The sequence below is a fragment of the Acinetobacter sp. ANC 4805 genome (assembly GCF_022549495.1).
Lineage (GTDB): Bacteria > Pseudomonadota > Gammaproteobacteria > Pseudomonadales > Moraxellaceae > Acinetobacter.
Genome location: NZ_JAKZGD010000002.1, coordinates 149,748 through 168,549 on the forward strand (window position 1 = coordinate 149,748; position 18,802 = coordinate 168,549).

17 protein-coding genes are annotated in these 18,802 nt (G+C 38.3%); 6 read left to right on the plus strand and 11 right to left on the minus strand.

Annotated features, from left to right (window positions below):
* The first annotated feature begins 51 nt into the window (after positions 1-51).
* Entirely contained in the window at positions 52-1,470 is a 1,419-nt protein-coding gene (locus MMP60_RS03320) for a hypothetical protein (RefSeq protein ID WP_241334960.1), read from the plus strand.
* A gap of 55 nt (positions 1,471-1,525) precedes the next feature.
* Here the strand turns inward: MMP60_RS03320 and MMP60_RS03325 are convergent, their stop codons facing one another.
* From MMP60_RS03325 to MMP60_RS03335, 3 genes are all read right to left on the minus strand, one after another.
* The gene (locus MMP60_RS03325; protein ID WP_241334961.1) at positions 1,526-1,972 is read right to left on the minus strand and encodes a VOC family protein; all 447 of its coding nucleotides are present in this window, start codon (positions 1,970-1,972) and stop codon (positions 1,526-1,528) included.
* Between the two features lie 132 nt (positions 1,973-2,104).
* Positions 2,105-3,280: a thiolase family protein gene (locus MMP60_RS03330; protein WP_241334962.1), complete on the minus strand. Its 1,176-nt coding sequence runs from the start codon at positions 3,278-3,280 to the stop codon at positions 2,105-2,107.
* A gap of 111 nt (positions 3,281-3,391) precedes the next feature.
* The gene (locus tag MMP60_RS03335; protein ID WP_241334963.1) at positions 3,392-3,904 is read right to left on the minus strand and encodes a GspH/FimT family pseudopilin; all 513 of its coding nucleotides are present in this window, start codon (positions 3,902-3,904) and stop codon (positions 3,392-3,394) included.
* Positions 3,905-4,290: 386 nt separating this feature from the next.
* Here MMP60_RS03335 and omp38 point away from each other — a divergent pair, with 386 nt between their 5' ends.
* Positions 4,291-5,325: an outer membrane protein Omp38 gene (omp38, locus tag MMP60_RS03340; RefSeq protein WP_241334964.1), complete on the plus strand. Its 1,035-nt coding sequence runs from the start codon at positions 4,291-4,293 to the stop codon at positions 5,323-5,325.
* 46 nt (positions 5,326-5,371) lie between these two features.
* Here omp38 and MMP60_RS03345 read toward each other — a convergent pair whose 3' ends face one another.
* The 5 genes from MMP60_RS03345 to MMP60_RS03365 form a co-directional block, all read right to left on the minus strand.
* On the minus strand, positions 5,372-5,533 hold the full coding sequence (locus tag MMP60_RS03345) for a hypothetical protein (protein ID WP_241334965.1): 162 nt from the start codon (positions 5,531-5,533) through the stop codon (positions 5,372-5,374).
* A gap of 4 nt (positions 5,534-5,537) precedes the next feature.
* Positions 5,538-6,743 (minus strand): RtcB family protein, encoded by a 1,206-nt coding sequence (locus MMP60_RS03350; RefSeq protein WP_241334966.1) that lies wholly within the window; start codon positions 6,741-6,743, stop codon positions 5,538-5,540.
* 297 nt (positions 6,744-7,040) lie between these two features.
* On the minus strand, positions 7,041-8,498 hold the full coding sequence (locus tag MMP60_RS03355; RefSeq protein WP_241334967.1) for an amino acid permease: 1,458 nt from the start codon (positions 8,496-8,498) through the stop codon (positions 7,041-7,043).
* A 128-nt stretch (positions 8,499-8,626) separates the two neighbouring features.
* Positions 8,627-9,652 (minus strand): class I SAM-dependent methyltransferase, encoded by a 1,026-nt coding sequence (locus tag MMP60_RS03360; protein WP_241334968.1) that lies wholly within the window; start codon positions 9,650-9,652, stop codon positions 8,627-8,629.
* A gap of 65 nt (positions 9,653-9,717) precedes the next feature.
* On the minus strand, positions 9,718-11,076 hold the full coding sequence (locus MMP60_RS03365) for a uracil-xanthine permease family protein (RefSeq protein WP_241334969.1): 1,359 nt from the start codon (positions 11,074-11,076) through the stop codon (positions 9,718-9,720).
* Between the two features lie 176 nt (positions 11,077-11,252).
* Between MMP60_RS03365 and typA the strand changes: the two genes are divergently transcribed.
* From typA to MMP60_RS03380, 3 genes are all read left to right on the plus strand, one after another.
* Positions 11,253-13,088, plus strand: a complete 1,836-nt coding sequence (typA, locus tag MMP60_RS03370; protein ID WP_241334970.1) for a translational GTPase TypA — start codon at positions 11,253-11,255, stop codon at positions 13,086-13,088.
* A 260-nt stretch (positions 13,089-13,348) separates the two neighbouring features.
* Entirely contained in the window at positions 13,349-13,777 is a 429-nt protein-coding gene (gene mscL / locus MMP60_RS03375) for a large conductance mechanosensitive channel protein MscL (RefSeq protein ID WP_241334971.1), read from the plus strand.
* A gap of 148 nt (positions 13,778-13,925) precedes the next feature.
* The gene (locus MMP60_RS03380; RefSeq protein WP_023274722.1) at positions 13,926-14,264 is read left to right on the plus strand and encodes a gamma-glutamylcyclotransferase family protein; all 339 of its coding nucleotides are present in this window, start codon (positions 13,926-13,928) and stop codon (positions 14,262-14,264) included.
* A gap of 43 nt (positions 14,265-14,307) precedes the next feature.
* On the opposite strand, the gene MMP60_RS03385 is transcribed toward MMP60_RS03380, so the two are convergent.
* Entirely contained in the window at positions 14,308-14,598 is a 291-nt protein-coding gene (locus tag MMP60_RS03385; RefSeq protein ID WP_241334972.1) for a peptidylprolyl isomerase, read from the minus strand.
* A gap of 33 nt (positions 14,599-14,631) precedes the next feature.
* Positions 14,632-15,453: a bifunctional DNA-formamidopyrimidine glycosylase/DNA-(apurinic or apyrimidinic site) lyase gene (gene mutM, locus MMP60_RS03390; RefSeq protein WP_241334973.1), complete on the minus strand. Its 822-nt coding sequence runs from the start codon at positions 15,451-15,453 to the stop codon at positions 14,632-14,634.
* Between the two features lie 210 nt (positions 15,454-15,663).
* Between mutM and MMP60_RS03395 the strand changes: the two genes are divergently transcribed.
* On the plus strand, positions 15,664-17,793 hold the full coding sequence (locus tag MMP60_RS03395; protein ID WP_241334974.1) for a TonB-dependent receptor: 2,130 nt from the start codon (positions 15,664-15,666) through the stop codon (positions 17,791-17,793).
* Between the two features lie 45 nt (positions 17,794-17,838).
* Here the strand turns inward: MMP60_RS03395 and MMP60_RS03400 are convergent, their stop codons facing one another.
* Positions 17,839-18,645 carry a sel1 repeat family protein gene (locus MMP60_RS03400; RefSeq protein ID WP_241334975.1) on the minus strand — a complete coding sequence of 269 codons (807 nt, stop codon included), beginning with the start codon at positions 18,643-18,645 and terminating at the stop codon, positions 17,839-17,841.
* Positions 18,646-18,802: the final 157 nt, after the last annotated feature.

Sequence of the window (18,802 nt, forward strand, 5' to 3'; positions counted from 1 at the left end):
CAGTTATTTTTAAATTTGTTATAAAAAATAAAGCATTTATTTAGAAAGAACATGTTTAAATTTTTAAAAAAGATATTTTGTTCATCTGAGCCATATATAAATACAGCTGAAATATTGGCAGAACGCCAAGCATTTGAGCAAACATATATATCGAATATTCCTCAGCCTGAACCAGAAATCGCAGATATTCCATTTATTAGAAAGAGTTTGGATGAGTTGATATGGTTACTGAGAGATTATGATGGCTATGCACGACAACGGACATTAGAACATTTAAAAGATTGCTACGAACAAGAATTATTTCCTGCCTTATTATTTCGTTTAAGTGATTATATAGAAATAAATCGAGAGTTGGCAGCACAACATTTTCAACGTTGGAGTCAGCGTCCTGAATTTACTCAATTGTGTATAGACCATTTTTTACAAATTGCCGCAGTACAACAACGTGTACGCACTGTCCCTGAAATTGAAAATTTATTACTGAATACCGTAGCGAAAAATAAAGATTATTTGCAGCACACAGTCAGTTCTGAACAAGGTCAATTACCTCGTGTACTATTGACTTATATTGTAGAACATCAATGGATTGAGCAAGAGCAATTACTTGAATTATCTAAGGTTGCGAAAGATCAAATTGTGCGTAAATTTTGGTTAGATCATATTATTCAAAATGAATCAGCGCAAAAATTATTATTTGAATTGAAGTATAGCCAATTTAGAGATGTGCAATATCATTTATTCGATGTTCTGTATCAACGAAAAATTCTAAATACTGATGATATCATTGAGTTATGGCATAGTCGTTTTTTATCTGTGATGGATTATGCTTATTTTGCATTAAGACAACAAAATTTTGATTTTGAAAATTATTTTAATCAGCACCCGATTACGTTGCTCAGTTCTCAACAGGCGAAAATTCGAGCATATCAATGGGTTTTGTTTAAAGGGGAGCAAGCGCAGTTTTTTGAGATCATTGAAAAAATTGAAATCATTTCGATTGCGAATGCTTTAGTTCTATTTGCTTTAAAACAAAACTTTATTCAACTTTATCAGTATTTAGATTATTTTACGTTAACACAGCAGAAGTTATTATCACATCAGTTTTTTAAAGCAAAAGCCTATAGCACAACTCAGCCAACATTGGATGAGTTAGAGCAGTATCTTCAATTAACTACAGCAGATATATCATTCGAGCACAGACTTAATTTAACCCAAAACTATGATTTATGGGATCAGGTCTATTGGTTTGTAACACAGCAAAAATATGTACAGACAGAAGAAGAGCAGCAGAATTTTGATGATCAAGTAAAATATCGTTTACAGTTTTTGCACTATAGAATTTATCCGCCAAGATGGACAGTTGTGCAAAAGGATGAGATGAAACAACATCTTCCAATATTTGCACAAAAGTATCCTGAAATTTTTAATGAGATGGATATTAAGAAGATGTTAGACAAGTATTTTAGTTAATTCATAATAAAAGCGATGCAATATGAGACATATTGCATCAAAACATTGAGGTGTTTTAAATAGTTGAGTCAAGCTGACAATTCACCATCCACTTGATTCCAAATTGGTCAGTGAAAGCACCATAGAGTGCGCCCCAAAAGGTTTTTTCTAATTGCATTTCAATATGACCACGTACAGAAAGCTGGTTGAATAAACGTCGTGCCTCCATTTCATCGTGTTCAATATTGATTGAAATATAATGATTGTTGCCTTGAGTAAAGACACTGTTCGGAGCGCAGAACTGATCATTAACGTCTGAGCCCATGAGTACGGTGTGCTCATTAATAGGTAATGAAACATGCAGAATCAAACATTTATCTGCTTCAGATAATGTTACACCTTCTGTAGGTGGCATATCACCATAACGGCTAATGATAGAGAACTCACCACCAAAAACAGACTGGTAGAAAATAAATGCTTGTTCGGTCTGTCCTTTGAAATTTAGATAATGATTAAGTTGCATTCGGGGACTCCTGTTGTTTTTTTATACATTGCATAACTTATCGGGATTTTAATAATAGATGCATTGTTTTTTGTAATTATGAAAATAAAAAATCCTGCACTTGGCAGGATTTTCAGTTAATCGAATTAATGCTTAGATTAATTCAATCGCAACAGCAGTCGCTTCGCCACCACCGATACAAAGCGCCGCAACACCTTTTTTACCGCCAGTGCGTTTAAGTGCGTGAATCAATGTTAGGATGATACGAGAACCTGTAGAACCTACAGGATGACCAAGAGCACAAGCGCCGCCATTGATATTTACTTTTTCTGCGTCTAATTTGAAATCATCAATTGGGCACATCGTTACCATTGCAAATGCTTCGTTAATTTCCCAAAGATCAACGTCTTGTGCATCCCAACCTGCTTTTTTCAAAGCTTTTTCAATTGCACCCACTGGAGCAATCGTAAATTCAGATGGATGTTGAGAGTTTGATGCAGTTGCAACGATTTTTGCTAGAGGTTGTAAACCACGTTGAGCAGCAACATCACTTGAGGTTAATACAAGCGCAGATGCGCCATCAGAAATTGAACTCGCATTTGCAGCAGTAATTGTACCGTCTTTTGCAAAAGCAGGTTTCAGCGATGGAATCTTATCAATTTTTGCATTTAAAGGTTGTTCATCTTGATCAACGACCACATCACCTTTGCGGCTAGAAACAGTTACAGCAACGATTTCATCCTTAAAGTAGCCTTCAGTGATCGCTTTTTGCGCACGTTGTAAAGAACGAATCGCAAAATCATCCATTTGCTCACGAGTATAGCTACGTTTGTTCGCCATATCTTGTGCAAATGAACCCATCAAACGACCTGTTTCAGCGTCTTCTAGACCATCAAGGAACATATGATCTTTGATTTCACCATGACCCATGCGATAACCCGCACGCGCTTTAGGTAAAACGTATGGGGCATTGGTCATTGATTCCATACCACCAGCAACGACGATCTCAGCACTGCCGGCTTTGATCATATCTGCTGCTTGCATCACAGCTTTCATGCCTGAACCACACAGCTTGTTAATTGTCACTGCACCAGTAGAATCTGGTAGACCTGCTTTACGCATTGCTTGGCGAGCTGGACCTTGTTTTAAACCTGCTGGTAAAACACAACCCATGATCACTTCTTCTACGTCAGTTGGCTGTAGACCAGAACGAGCAATTGCTTCTTTAATTGTGATTGCACCTAATTCTGGTGCAGTTGCACTTGATAATGCACCTTGGAAGCCGCCCATTGCTGTACGAGCGCCATTGACAATTACGATGTCAGTCATTGTGTGTCTCCAGACTTATAATTTGCAGAGAATGTTCAAAACCTATGCAGTATATTAAAAAAAGCATGGGAATAAAGTATTTTACGTCGTTTAAGCTAGACTGAGGAGTTTTTAACAAGTTAAGATATTTTTAGCGCGAATATGCCCCATATTGCTGAGCATAAGCTGTGTATGTTGATTAGAATTATGATTGCAGTAAAAGAAACTTCCATTAGAGCCACGTGGTAAACCTGTATCTCCTTGAAATGTAATTGAGTTTATATTTAGAGTGCCGCGCCAATCTAAGCTCCCATATCTATAATTAAATGCTGTTGCATATAATAGAGTATCTGATGTATCACGTTGACGATTAGCATTTAAATCAAGAAATCCGATCAATCCTTTGTTCCAATCTGTGTGACAATTAAGCAAATCTTGACTTGCGCACAAAGTCACATTTTTATGGTGAATTTGTGCATCGGATTTGGCTTTTTGTATGTGAATTGTGAGTGTTCTTTTGAGTTGGTTTACTTCATTTGAAATCATTAAGTCATTCAAATAAGGTAAGGCTAGGCAAGCGATGATTGAACAAATGGTAATAACAGTGGCTAATTCACTGATCGTGAATCCTAAAGATTTAGACATTTTTTACCTTTAATCTGATTCTGTAATTTTTTTATTAACAAAGTGTTAAGTAATTACTGTATTTATTAAATTAAGTTTAGTATTAGAAAAACTAACGATGACTTCATTGAGCAAATGCTGCTAAAATCGAAGCAAGCGAACAATAAGCTATTCTGACTTTAGAGTTGAATCGAAAATTTACTGAACTACAACGGAAATTGTAAGAAATTTTGTCAATAATTTACGAGGTTAAAGTTATCAAGCACTTGGAAAATTCATCAAGTGTTTGTATGATTCAAAGTGAAGTGAATAGCTTAAAAATAATACTGTAGACATTTTATGTTCGCAGGGCCAATAACATAGGCTAAGCTTGAACAACAAACAATTGTTATCTCTGGAGGATATCCATGAAATTGAGTCGTATTGCACTTGCTATGCTTGTTGCTGCTCCTTTAGCTGCTGCTAATGCGGGTGTAACAGTAACTCCATTAATGCTTGGTTACACATTCCAAGACACTAAACACAATAATGGTGACAAACATTTAACTGATGGTCCTGAACTTCAAGACGATTTATTCGTTGGTGCAGCACTTGGCGTTGAATTAACACCATGGTTAGGTTTTGAAACTGAATATAACCAAGTTAAAGGTGATGTAAAAGGTATTACTGGTGCTGAATATAAACAAACTCAGCTCAATGGTAACTTCTATGTTACTTCTGATTTGATCACTAAAAATTATGACAGCAAAATCAAACCTTATGTATTGTTAGGTGCTGGTCATTATAAATATAAGGGTGAAGGTTCAATCGCTGATGTTGAAGCGGAAGAAGGTACTTTAGGTAATGTTGGTTTAGGTGCTTTCTGGCGCGTAAACGATGCTTTATCTCTTCGTACAGAAGCTCGTGGTACTTATAACATTGATGAAGACTTCTGGAACTACACAGCACTTGCTGGTTTAAATGTCGTTCTTGGTGGTCACTTGAAACCTGCTGCTGCTCCAGTAGTAGAAGTTGCTCCAGTTGAACCAACACCAGTTGCACCTCAACCACAAGAGTTGACTGAAGACCTTAACATGGAACTTCGCGTATTCTTTGATACGAATAAGTCTGACATCAAGCCACAGTACAAGTCTGAAATCGCTAAAGTAGCTGAGAAATTGGCTGAATACCCGAATGCGACTGCTCGTATTGAAGGTCACACAGATAACACTGGTCCACGTAAGTTAAACGAACGTTTATCTTTGGCTCGTGCTAACTCTGTTAAATCAGCACTTGTTAACGAATATAACGTTAACGAATCTCGTTTGACGACTCAAGGTTTTGCTTGGGATCAACCGATTGCTGACAACAAAACTAAAGAAGGTCGTGCTATGAACCGTCGCGTATTCGCTGCGATCACTGGTAGCCGTACTGTTCTTGTACAACCAGGTCAAGCTAAATAATTTTAGCTAAGATCAAAAGAAGCGACTCAATTGAGTCGCTTTTTTATTATAACCAGTTAGTTTTATTTAAAAATTCTTTGGCTTCTTTACGTGCTTTACGATGTTGAGCTTTGGGTTTCTCACTTTCGTGAACTCCTCCCTTTTGTAATAAAGGGGAAAGAGCAACAGGGTTACGTACTTTAATTTTTGGCATTTTTTTCAGTTTCATTTGATTAACCTTTAATACATAAAATTTGTTTGAGTGTATGTACGATTTCGATCAGATCTGATTGGTTCGCCATCACTTGGTCAATGTCTTTATATGCACTTGGAATCTCATCAATTACAGCAGCATCTTTTCGACATTCGATACCTTGAGTTTGTTGAATTAAGTCATCTTGGCTAAAGAGTAACTTTGCTTTACTACGACTCATTTTTCGTCCTGCACCATGTGAACATGAGCAGAAAGACTCAGGATTAGCTTTACCTTTCACAATATAAGAGCGTGCCCCCATTGAGCCAGGAATAATTCCAAGTTCATCCAAACTAGCTCGAATTGCACCTTTACGTGTGATCAGAAGGTCTTCACCAAAATGATTTTCTCGACTGACATAATTGTGGTGGCAATTAATTGCTTCTTTGGTCATTTGGAAGGGGGGAAGCAGAGGGCGAATAGCCTCTAAAATCAAGCGCATCATTTCACGCCGATTTTCAAAAGCGTATTCTTGTGCCCATTCAACTGCTTCAACATAGTCATCAAAGCTATTTGAGCCCTCAGCAAAATAGCTCAAATCTTTATCTGGCACATGCCCAAAACGGTGTTGAGCTTCTTTCTTTGCCAGTTCAATAAAATAAGTCCCAATCACGTTACCTAAGCCGCGGCTGCCTGAATGGAGCATGACCCAGACATCTTGATTTTCATCAAGGCAGAGCTCGATAAAGTGATTGCCACCCCCTAAGGTACCGAGTTGTTTTTGCCATGTTGCATCAAATTTTCGCAGCATCCGAACCAGTCCAGAATGCTTTTTAGTGATGGGTTGCAAGCGTTTTTCCAGTGGAATAATGCTTGAGGCTTTCGCCTTAATTTGTTTGTGTAACTCAAAGCCTATAGGGACTTTACGTTCAATTGCATGACGTAAAGGTGCGAGATTATCTGGCAACTGTGATGCTTTGAGATTGAGTCGAATTGCATTCATGCCACAACCAATGTCAACACCGACAGCAGCAGGAATAATTGCATGTTTTGTTGGAATGACGCTGCCTACGGTCGCACCTTTACCGACATGTACATCAGGCATCACTGCGATATGTGAATAAACAAATTGCAGTTGTGCCATTTTTTTTAGTTGTTCAATACTTTCACGATCAATATCATTAGTGAAAATTTTCACTGGAACGCCATATTGAGCGTCGGCATTGAGTATTTTTTGTATGCCCATTTTCTTATCTCGGATAGGGAGGGGCTGTTGTTGCAAGCACCTGTGAAATACAGCCCCTCTTTATTTTTTCGTCTGAATAGGCATAAAAAAACCTAGCGAATGCTAGGTTAAGTAGAGCATTCGGACAAGTGATAATTGGATTTGTACACTTGTCCGTGAGTCGACCGTGCCAAATCTTACAGTGTTGTTCCTTGTAGTGCTGGCATGATGTCGTCCTCCTATATAATAGTGCAGCTGAAAATATGAGCTGCTGATTTTACTGATATTTGCTTTAGGGTCAAGTGAATTTTTGGCTTTTTATTCACCTTCTTTCACATTCATATCCTGATAGGCAATCAATTTGGTTTTGTACTTCCATTTGTAGCCCAACCAGATCGCTAAAAATAATGGGATACTGATATAGGTTGAAAGTAAACCTAACCAATCAATTTTTCCACCTAAAATAGCCTGATAGTTTTGACCTAGAATAATGATTGAACACAGAATAAAGGCAAACCACGGTGCAAATGGGAAGAACTTGGCACGGTAAGCCAAATCTTCTAATTTATAACCTTGAGCAATATAGCCTTTACGGAAACGGTAATGTGAAATTGCAATTCCTAACCAAACGATGAAACCACACATGCCTGACATGTTAAGTAACCAATTAAACACCTGTTTCTCACCAATAAAGGTGGTTAAGAAGCACAGTGCAGCAACGGCAGTGGTTGCATAGAGTGCATTCATGGGTACGCCACGGGTATCAAGTTTTGAGAACCATTTAGGCGCTCGACCTTCTTTTGCCATATCAAACAGCATACGCGTAGATGAGTACATCCCTGAGTTACCCGCAGATAAAATTGCACTGAGAATAACGGCATTCATCAAGCTTGCAGCAAAGGCAAAGCCTGCTTTTTCATACAGCAAGGTAAATGGTGAGAGTGCGATATCTTCACTTTGTGCTGCTTTTAACAACAGCGGATCATCATAGCTAACTAATGTACCAATGATAAAAATACACAAGATATAGAACAGTAAAATACGCCAGAAGATTTGTTTAATCGCCAAAGGAATGGTCTTCTTTGGATCTTTAGATTCACCTGCCGCAACACCGACCATCTCAGTCCCTTGAAACGAGAATCCAGCGATCATGGCAACACCAATGAGGGCTTGTAAGCCACCAACAAACGGTGCATCTTTATAATGCCAGTGTTGGAAAGTTGAGACATTTGGTGTCATCATGATTTTAGCAATCATCCAGATACCGATGATGATAAACACAATGATTGCAATCACTTTAATCAAAGAAAATAAGAATTCACTTTCACCAAAGCCTTTCACAGTTAATGCGTTAATTGCAAAAATAATGGCAAGGAAGATTGCACTCCAGTAGAACCCAGGAATATCTGGGAACCAGAATTTCATGATGAACTGAACTGCGACCAATTCAAAAGCAACGGTGATTGCCCAGTTATACCAATAGTTCCAGCCTAAGGCGAAACCAAAACCATCTTCGACATAACGACTGCCATAGGTGAAGAATGCACCTGAGGTTGGATTATGTGTTGCTAATTCGCCTAGACTGGTCATCAAGAAATAGATCATGATCCCGATGAGAGCATAGGCCAATAACGCACCACCCGGGCCTGCTGTTGCGATTGTTGAACCTGAAGCAAGGAATAAGCCTGTACCTATTGATCCACCAATGGCGATCATATTTAGATGGCGTGCTCCGAGCTGACGCTGAAGGTGTTGAGGAGCAGATGTATCGCTCATAAAAATTCCTTAAACTGTATAAGGGTTTGTTGACACTTTATATCTGAGTTGCGTTATAGGCTGAAATTTCATCACCCATGCCTTATGCCGCCTGAAAAATATTCTCTGCCGCAACCATAGATAAAGTATCAGCCGACCCTGTTTGCACAGGCATATAACACTTTGAATCCCTGTTGATCTGCCTTCACAAGACATTGACCAAAGCTTTGCTCAATCAGAGGTGGATAATTTAGAAAACGATTCGCCACGATCCATAGTTCACCTGAACTTTTTAGATGCTTTTTCGCCAATTGGCAAAGTTCTTCACTTGCATCGTAATTGGTATGAATGCCTTGATGAAAAGGTGGATTACTCACGATGGCATCTAAATCTTTAGGTGCATCAACAAAACCAGTGACAGGTTGTAGATGTAACTGCGCTAAATTCAGATCATTTTTTTGAAAAGTGAACTCAGTTGACCGTAATGCAAATGCATCAACATCAAGTGCAAAAATGTGCTGATTTGGATTTAATTTGGCTAAATAAGCACTAATAATCCCAGCACCACAACCAAAGTCGGCAATCTTACCTGATTTTACTTGGCTCAGGTAAGGGAGCAGTACAGCTGTTCCGACATCTAAATGATCTTGACTAAATACACCAGGTAAAGCGCAGATTTCTAACTGTTGTTGATTGACTTGCACAATATAGTTTTTTAACCAATGGTCAAGTGGTTTGTGTGTTTCTGTTTTTTTAATTTTCATTTGCCAAAATTGGCAGTGACGTGCGCTATCTAATTTGAGGGGCTTTCCATATTGCTGCAGTTGTTTTGCTGCTCGTTCAACACCGCCTTTTTTTTCACCAACAAGAAAAATATTTTGATCAAGTGTTAAATGACTAACGACGACGTGCAAAATATAATTCAGAAGTTCTTTTGACTTGGGAACGAAAATAACAACCTGATCAAAACTTGCTTGTGGAAACTCAACCGAAAAATGTGAGTTTATACCAATACTTTGAAAACTTTGATGATCAGCATAATTCCAAGTCCAGACAGAGGCTTGCACTTGGTTAGGTAAATTTTTGGTAAGTTGATCGTTGGGCGCATTAATCAGTAAAACTTGCCCATTTAAATAATCTTGTTGTCGTATAACAACTTCACTACGTGGATCCATTTTGTTGATCTCTCATCAAAAACAAAGCCCAGTGGTGAAACTGGGCAATTACGATGGTTAAAAGACTATTTTTGCGTTTCAGGTAAAACAACATTTAAAATCAAAGCGGCAATACCACCTGTTGCAACCCCTGAGCTGAAAATGTTTTTGAATAATTCAGGGAGATGCTCAAGAATTTGTGGTACTTGCGCTACACCTAAACCCAATGCAAGTGAAATTGCAATAATTAGCAAAGCACGACGATCTAAATGGATACTTGAAAGAATATTAATTCCAGATGCAGCCACCGCACCAAACATCACCATTACCGCGCCACCCAATACCGCTTGAGGAACAGCTTGAATCACGGCAGCTACAGCAGGGAATAGACCTAAAATAATCAGTAAGACCGCAATCCAAATACCGACATAGCGGCTTGCAACACCTGTCAGTTGAATCACACCATTATTTTGTGCAAATACAGAACTTGGGAAGGTATTGAAAATACCTGCTAGCAAAGAGTTAGCACCATTTACCAGTACGCCACCTTTAATTCGTTGCATCCACACTGGACCATCGACAGGCTGATTTGAAATCTTACTGGTTGCAGTGACATCACCAATCGCTTCGAGTGAAGTGACGAGATAGATGAATGCCATTGGAATGAACAAGCTCCAAGAGAAGCTTAGTCCAAAATGCATCGGCGTTGGAATTTGGATTAAAGGCGCATCATGCAATACGGAAAAGTTTAAATGACCCATAAAGCCAGCAAGAATATAACCAATCACCAATGCGATTAAAATTGCTGAACTTTTCACCCAAATAATTTGAACACGATTCAACAAAATAATGACTGCTAACACTGTACAGGACATGATGAGATTGTCCGTATTGGCAAAAGTATGATCTTGCATGGCCATATAACCGCCTCCCATGCTAATCAGACCTTCTTTAATCAGTGTTAAACCAATTAATAGAACAACAATTCCTGTAACAAGTGGTGTAATAAGTTGTTTTACCCAAGGTAAAATTCGAGACACGCCCATTTCAATAAATGAACCTGCAATGACGACACCAAAAATGGCTGCCATCACTTGCTCAACAGGTGTACCTGTCGCAACCATAGCACTACCAATACCAATGATTGGACCGATAAAATTAAAACTTGTACCTTGAACAATGAGCAGTCCTGCACCGAAAGGACCAACTTTTTTACACTGTAAAAAGGTTGCAATTCCTGAGATGATCAGAGACATCGATAAGATCATATTGGTATCTTCACGAGATACGCCAAGTGCTAAGCAAATTAATAAGCCGGGAGTGACAATTGGGACTAAAATCGCTAAAAGATGTTGTAAAGCCGCTAAAAATGCGATGAACGGTCTCGGACGATCATTGAGTCCGTAGACGAGATCAAGCTGTTGTTGATGTTGAGAATTCGACATGGGAGTATAAGAAAAGCGATAAGCAATAGTGGAATATTCTAATAGAGTTAGCCTGCTTTACCAACGATTCTATGACAGTTCGTCAGAAAAAAAGTTCCATGTCAATAAACTGTCACTACTAAAGTTTAGGATTTTTCTGTATAATCTGCCCTCAAATTTTAAGCGTATCGAATTCTATGTCTGATATTAAGAATCTCCGCAATATCGCAATTATTGCGCACGTCGACCACGGTAAAACCACGCTTGTCGATAAATTACTTCAACAATCTGGTGCTTTGGGTGACCGTGCAGGCGAGATTGAGCGTGTCATGGACTCGAATGCGCTTGAAAGTGAACGTGGTATTACCATTCTTGCAAAAAACACTGCAATCAAATGGTTAGATGCACGTACAAACACTGAATACCGCATCAACATTGTAGACACCCCGGGACACGCCGACTTCGGTGGTGAAGTTGAACGTGTAATGTCAATGGTTGACTGTGTATTGCTTCTTGTGGATTCACAAGAAGGTCCAATGCCACAAACTCGTTTCGTAACGCAAAAAGCGTTTGCGCGTGGGTTGAAGCCAATCGTGATTATTAACAAAGTTGATAAGCCAAGTGCACGTTGTGACTGGGTTATTGATCAAGTATTTGATTTATTTGATAACCTTGGTGCAACTGATGAACAATTGGATTTCCCAATTGTTTATGCATCTGGTTTACGTGGTGTTGCAGGTCCTTCTCCAGAAGAGCTTGCTGAAGATATGACACCATTGTTCCAAACGATCGTAGATATCGTTGAACCACCAGCAGTTGATGTTGATGGTCCATTCCAAATGCAGATTTCATCACTTGACTATAACAGTTTCGTTGGTGTAATCGGTGTTGGTCGTATCCAACGTGGTTCAGTAAAATTAAACACACAAGTGACAGTGATTGATAAAGAAGGTAAGACACGTAACGGTCGTATCTTAAAAATCATGGGTTACCACGGTTTAGAACGTATTGATGTTGAAGAAGCATCTGCAGGCGATATCGTATGTATCACAGGTATTGATGCACTTAACATTTCTGACACAATTTGTGATCCGAAAGCAGTTGAAGCTTTACCACCATTGTCTGTAGATGAACCTACAGTTTCGATGACATTCCAAGTAAACAACTCACCGTTTGCTGGTAAAGAAGGTAAATTCGTAACTTCACGTAATATTCGTGAACGTTTAGAGCGTGAGTTGATTCATAACGTAGCATTACGTGTAGAAGATACTGACAGTCCTGACCGTTTCAAAGTTTCTGGTCGTGGTGAACTTCATCTTTCAGTATTGATTGAAACAATGCGTCGTGAAGGCTTTGAGATGGGTGTTTCTCGTCCACAAGTAATCATGAAAGAAATTGATGGTGAGAAGCAAGAACCATACGAAAACGTAACGTTTGATGTTGAAGATCAACATCAAGGTGCTGTAATGGAGCAAATGGGCTTCCGTAAAGGTGAAATGACCAATATGGAAGTTGATGGTAAAGGTCGTATGCGTATTGAAGCGACTGTACCATCACGTGGTTTAATTGGATTCCGTTCAGAATTCTTAACCATGACTTCTGGTACAGGGATCATGACATCAAGCTTCTCGCATTACGGTCCTGCTAAACAAGGTACTGTTGCGAAACGTCAGAACGGTGTGTTGATTTCAATGGTTCAAGGCGTGTGCTTGGGCTATGCACTGTTCACACTTCAAGACCGTGGTCGTCTATTTGCTAAACCACAGTTAGAAGTTTATGAAGGTATGATTATTGGTATTAACTCTCGTTCTGATGACATGACAGTTAACCCAACTAAAGCAAAACAGTTAACTAACGTACGTGCATCAGGTACTGACGAAGCTCTAACTTTAACACCTGCAATTGAATACACGCTTGAACAAGCACTTGAATTCATTGAAGATGATGAATTAGTTGAAGTAACGCCAAAATCGATCCGTATTCGTAAACGTTATTTGACTGAAAACGAACGTAAACGTAATCGCGATAAATAATTTTTCTTTAATGAAAAATAAAAGGACCGCTAAATTTATTTAGCGGTTTTTTTATTTTAAGTCTAAGATTGCATGTCATGAATAGCTGTATCATGCTTAAGTTCATATTTTTGCTAAAATATAATATGTTATTAAAGTGTGAAATAGTTTTCTTTTTTTTAGAAAAATATTAAATTACTAACATTGTAATAAAGAGCCGCACCTGTGTAATAAAATATGTAAAACGGGCTGCGATCAAGTTCAACTCTGGAGTGTTATAGATGAGTATTATTCAAGAATTTAAAGAATTCGCCATCAAAGGCAATATGATGGATTTAGCGATTGGTGTCATTATTGGTGGCGCTTTTGGTAAAATTATTGATTCATTAGTGAAAGATATCATTATGCCACTGATTACACTAATCACAGGTGGCGGCGTTGATTTCACGCAGAAATTTATTGTTTTGGGGGATAACCCAAATAATTTACAGTCTTTGGCTGAACTCACCAAAGCAGGTATTAATGTTTTGACCTATGGTAACTTCTTAACGATTCTTATTAACTTTATTATCTTGGCATGGGTTGTTTTCCTTATGGTTAAAGTGATGAATCGTATGCGTAAACAAGAGGAAGCTGCGCCAGCAGCACCAGCGGCTACACCAGAAGATATTCAATTGTTACGTGAAATTCGTGATTCTTTGAAAAAATAAAGTCAAATCACTTTGAACTAAAACGGTATTTTGAATACCGTTTTTTTATTGGAAATAGATAATTCCATATTTGGAACGCAAGCTTTTACATGGAAAATTGCATGATTTGACTTTAAAATATTGTGCATATTTGAATGGAACAGCAATCATGAACCAACTATTTGTCTATGGCACACTTTGTCCAAATCGAGAAAATGCGCATATTTTGGGTGGAATCGGTGGAGATTGGCAAAAAGCATCGGTACACGGCACAATTCATATTTTAGATTGGGGGCCTGATCAAGGTTTACCTGCAATTGTTCTAAATGAACAAGATCCTTTGGTTGATGGCTATTTATTTATCACTGAAAAATTAGAACAAAACTGGCAAATGTTAGATGACTTTGAGGGATTTCAATACAAACGTATTTCTGTTGAAGTTATTTTAGAGTCTGGTGAAAAAACAGATGCATGGACTTATGTGATGAAGCCACAGGAATCAAAATGATTGGGGTGAGATGAATGAGCTTAAACATCTTTAAGCTCAAATCTTATCTTAAGCTATTCATACGGAATTTAACTTCAAGTAAATGAAAACCGAATTGGCTTTTGATCGGGCCATGTAAAACACGTTCTGCCGCAGTAAAAACCAGTTTGTCAATGACAGGGACAAGTTGTCCTTTTTTTACTTCACCTAGCTCACCACCACGTTTGGCTGAGTTACAAGTTGAATACTGTTTGGCAATTTTGGCAAAATCTGCACCAGACTGAATCCGTTTTTTTAACTGTTCTGCTAAATCTTTATCTTTCACTAAAATATGTCGAACAATTGCAGTTTGCATGATGTTGCTTTCCTTCAATAGATTTGAATTCGTCTAAGCTTTATTTAACTTTAAGGGTTGGCATTGTGGGCAGAACACACTGGCACGTTGACCTAACTTCAAGTTCTCTAATGTGGTTTCACAGTTGACACACATTTCTCCAGCACGACCATATGCTAAAAGTGTTTGTTGGAAATAACCATTTTCACCCATTGCATTGCTATAGTCACGTAAAGTCGAGCCGCCTAATTCAATGGCTTGTTTTAAAATACGTTTCACTTCAATAACTAATTTTTCAACTTGAATTTTAGATAAAGTTGAAGCAGGTTGTGCAGGGTGGACACCAATATTGAATAAGCTTTCAGTTGCATAAATATTGCCCACACCAACTACGACATGATTATCCATTAAAGCAATTTTGATGCCGACATTTTTCTTATTCAATTTGTCTAAGAGATAGCTCGCATTAAAATCTGCACTGAGTGGCTCAGGGCCGAGCGTATCAATTAGTTTGCTTTGACTCTGTTGATCTAGCCATAAAATACATCCAAAGCGACGTGGATCATGATAACGGAGTTGTTGATCTTCGAAGTCGATGATGAGGTGATCATGTTTTTTGAGTTCATCATCGGGTTGGCATAGGCGAAAACTACCAGACATACCTAAATGCCAAAGCATGTGGTCTTGCTCAAATTCTGCCAAAATATATTTAGAGCGACGTTTAAGTTCAGTTAAACGTTGCCCGACCAGTTTTTCAAGATCATTGGGAATTGGCCAACGTAGGCTTGCATTCCGTACTTTCACTGCTTGAACGCGTTGTTGTAAAAGAGGAAATAAACTGGTTTTCGTGGTTTCAACTTCAGGAAGTTCGGGCATCGCGTGAGCTCAAGTTGTTTCAACGACAATACAATGAGGGTAAATTTCTAACTTGCAATGATGAAGGTGTTTAATTTTATTTACAAATTATGATTAAGTATCATTTTGGTTTTTTTAGCTAAGGTTAAATATGTAATCAGATTATAAAATAAGAAAACATGTACGTTAAGAAAAACGAGCTCCTCAAATTTTGTGAAATAAGGAATTTTCATGTTTTCACCCAAAATTAACCTTTTGTACGGTTGTATTGTAATCAGTATGGGATTGAGTAATTCCTTTGTTTGGGCTGCTGAATCTAATGTAGAACAAGCAATACAGCTGCCAACGATAAAAGTTGAAGCCACTCGCACTGATACGACATCTATGGAAACACCTGCATCAATTTTTAGGATAGATATGCCTAAAAATGATCAATCAGCACAGGTCAATTTAACTGAAGTAGTTAAAGGCATTCCAAGTGTTCAATTGCGTAATCGAGAAAATTACGCTCAAGATTTACAGCTGTCTATGCGTGGTTTTGGTGCGCGTTCCACTTTTGGTGTTCGAGGTATTCGTTTATATACGGATGGTATTCCTGCAACTATGCCTGATGGTCAGGGACAAACTTCGAATATTGATTTAAGCAGTCTGAGTCATCTTGAAGTATTAACAGGTCCATTCTCTTCTTTATATGGTAACTCATCGGGTGGAGTTGTATTAGCAACGACAAAAGAAGGGCAAGGCAAAGACTCGATTGAAATGAGTTATGCAGGCGGTAGCCATAATAAAAATCGTGCAGGTTTGGTTTTACAAGGTGGTGCGAAAAATCAAAATGAACCAAGCTATATCATCAGCTCATCTTATTTTGATACCGATGGCTATCGTGACCACAGTAGTGCGGAAAAAGTATTAAATAATGCAAAACTTACGTGGAATTTGGATGATGGCAGCAAAATTAATTGGGTCACTAACTATGTCAAGATTCATGCGGATGATCCACAAGGGCTAAATAGAACACAGTGGCAGCAAAATCCACGTCAAGTGAACGATGCGAATAATGTATATAACGTTCGTAAAGATATTGAACAAACTCAAACGGGTGTGACTTGGTCTAAGCCGATAAATGATCAGCATGAGTTGTATGCAATGGCTTATTTTGGCAATCGTCAGGTGACTCAATATCAATCTATCCCTCAATCAGCTCAGGTCAACCCAAATCATGCGGGTGGGGTGATCGATTTTGAACGTAATTATTATGGCGTTGATTTCCGATGGACAGGAAAAGAACTGTTGCCGAATACGACATTCAGTGCAGGGCTTGCAGTTGATACGATGGATGAGGATCGTAAAGGTTATGAAAACTTTAATTTAGTCAACGGGAAGCCATCTTATGGGCTAAAAGGGGCATTGCGTCGCGATGAAAACAATACCCTGTGGAATGTTGATCCATATTTACAAGCTTCATGGCAGTTTTTACCTACGTGGCGTTTAGATAGTGGCGTTCGTTATAGCAATGTACACTACAAATCTAAAGATCACTATTTGAGCAATGGTAATAACAGTGATAAAACGGACTACAATAAAGTCTTGCCATCAGCAGCTTTAAGTTGGCAAATTTTACCTGAGCTATTGGCTTATACCAGTTATGCCAAAGGCTTTGAAACACCAACATTTACAGAGATGGCTTACAATGCTGACTCGAAAATTACAGGTTTTAACTTTGGCTTGAAGCCATCACAAAGCGATAATTATGAAATTGGTTTAAAATCCCAAAATCAGTTAGGTAATTTTACTCTCGCTGTTTTTCAGAGCAGTACCAAAGATGATATTGTGTCTGCTGGAACTTCTAATGGACGTTCGACTTTCCGAAATGCGGATAAGACCTTACGTAAAGGTATTGAATTTGCTTGGAATAAGAAACTCTGGAAAGACCTAGAGATGAATACAAGTTATGGTTATCTAGATGCTAAATTTGATGCTGCTATTCCTGCTGTTGGGACAGTAAAAGCTGTTCAAAATGGCAATGCAATTCCTGGTATTGCAAAGAACCAAGCTTTTCTTGGCTTAGCGTGGAAACCTGAACAAGGGTTCTATGCTGGTGTTGATGCACAGTATATGGATAAGGTCTACGTTGATGATATCAATAGTGATACTGCCGCAAGCTATACGGTGGCTTCAGCTTATACTGGATATGCATGGAAATATGCAGATTGGGGCCTTAACAGTTTTGCGCGTATTGATAATTTATTTGATAAGAACTATGCAGGCTCTGTGATTGTAAATGATAGCAATAGTCGGTTCTTTGAACCTGCGGATGGGCGTAATTGGAGTGCTGGGATTAAATTAACCAAGCAATTTTAAAGAAACGAAAGCAGCACTTTAAAAGATAAAGTGCTGCTTCTTCTTTTATTTTTTAGTTGGTTTTGCCAAAGCTGCTTTTTGGGCAGCAATTGCTTCTTCAACTTTAGCTAAGGATTCTTTGGCGTTTGGATAGTTTGCTGCGGCTAGGCGAGTAAAAATATTCTTTGCTTGCTCTAAATCTTGGTCAACGATACCACCATTAGCAAGCATATTTGCTAAAACCATGAGTGATGGTGCATAACCTTTTTTAGCTAACTCTTTAATATTATCAATAGCTTGTTCTTGCATAATTGGATTTTTATTTTTTATGCCAAGGCTAAGATCATAGATTGTTTTTAAATGCTTCGCCGGATAATAATCTTTTCGAAGTAACGGAAGTAATTTCTGAACAGCGATTTGATCATATTCGGGCTTACCCTGTTCAAATAATATTTTTGCAGTTTCAACAATTGCTTCTTCAGAGCCTTGATTTGATGCTTTGTCTAAATACTCTTTATATTTTTGCGTATTCTTAGTTATACCGAGATGACCGAGATGATAAGCTTGAGCCAAAGTATAACTCGCTTTAGCAAAACCTTTATTGGATGCGTCTTGATAATATTGAATTGCTTTTTTCTCGTCTTTTACTGTCCCTTGCCCAACTTGAGTCATATAACCTAGGTTATAAATTGCCTGTGCATTACCTGATTCAGCAAGGCGTTGCATTTCTTGAAAAGCAGCAGGGTAGTTTTTTGCTTCGTAGAGTTGAGTTGCTTTTGCAAACGCATCTGGCTTTGCTGTTGTTTTATTATCTGCGGCAAATATTGAATGACTTGTAGCAAGAATTAGACTGGCGATGAGCAATTTTTTCATCTGAATTTTTCCTTTGGTGTAGACCTGCTTCAATCCATTGTGTCGCAGTATTTAACAGCATAATCATAAAAGTTTGGTGAAAAATGTAAATAACGAGTTTGTATAAATCTTGCTTAAATACAAGGTTGATACTTAACGTTTATGCAAAATAAAGCAT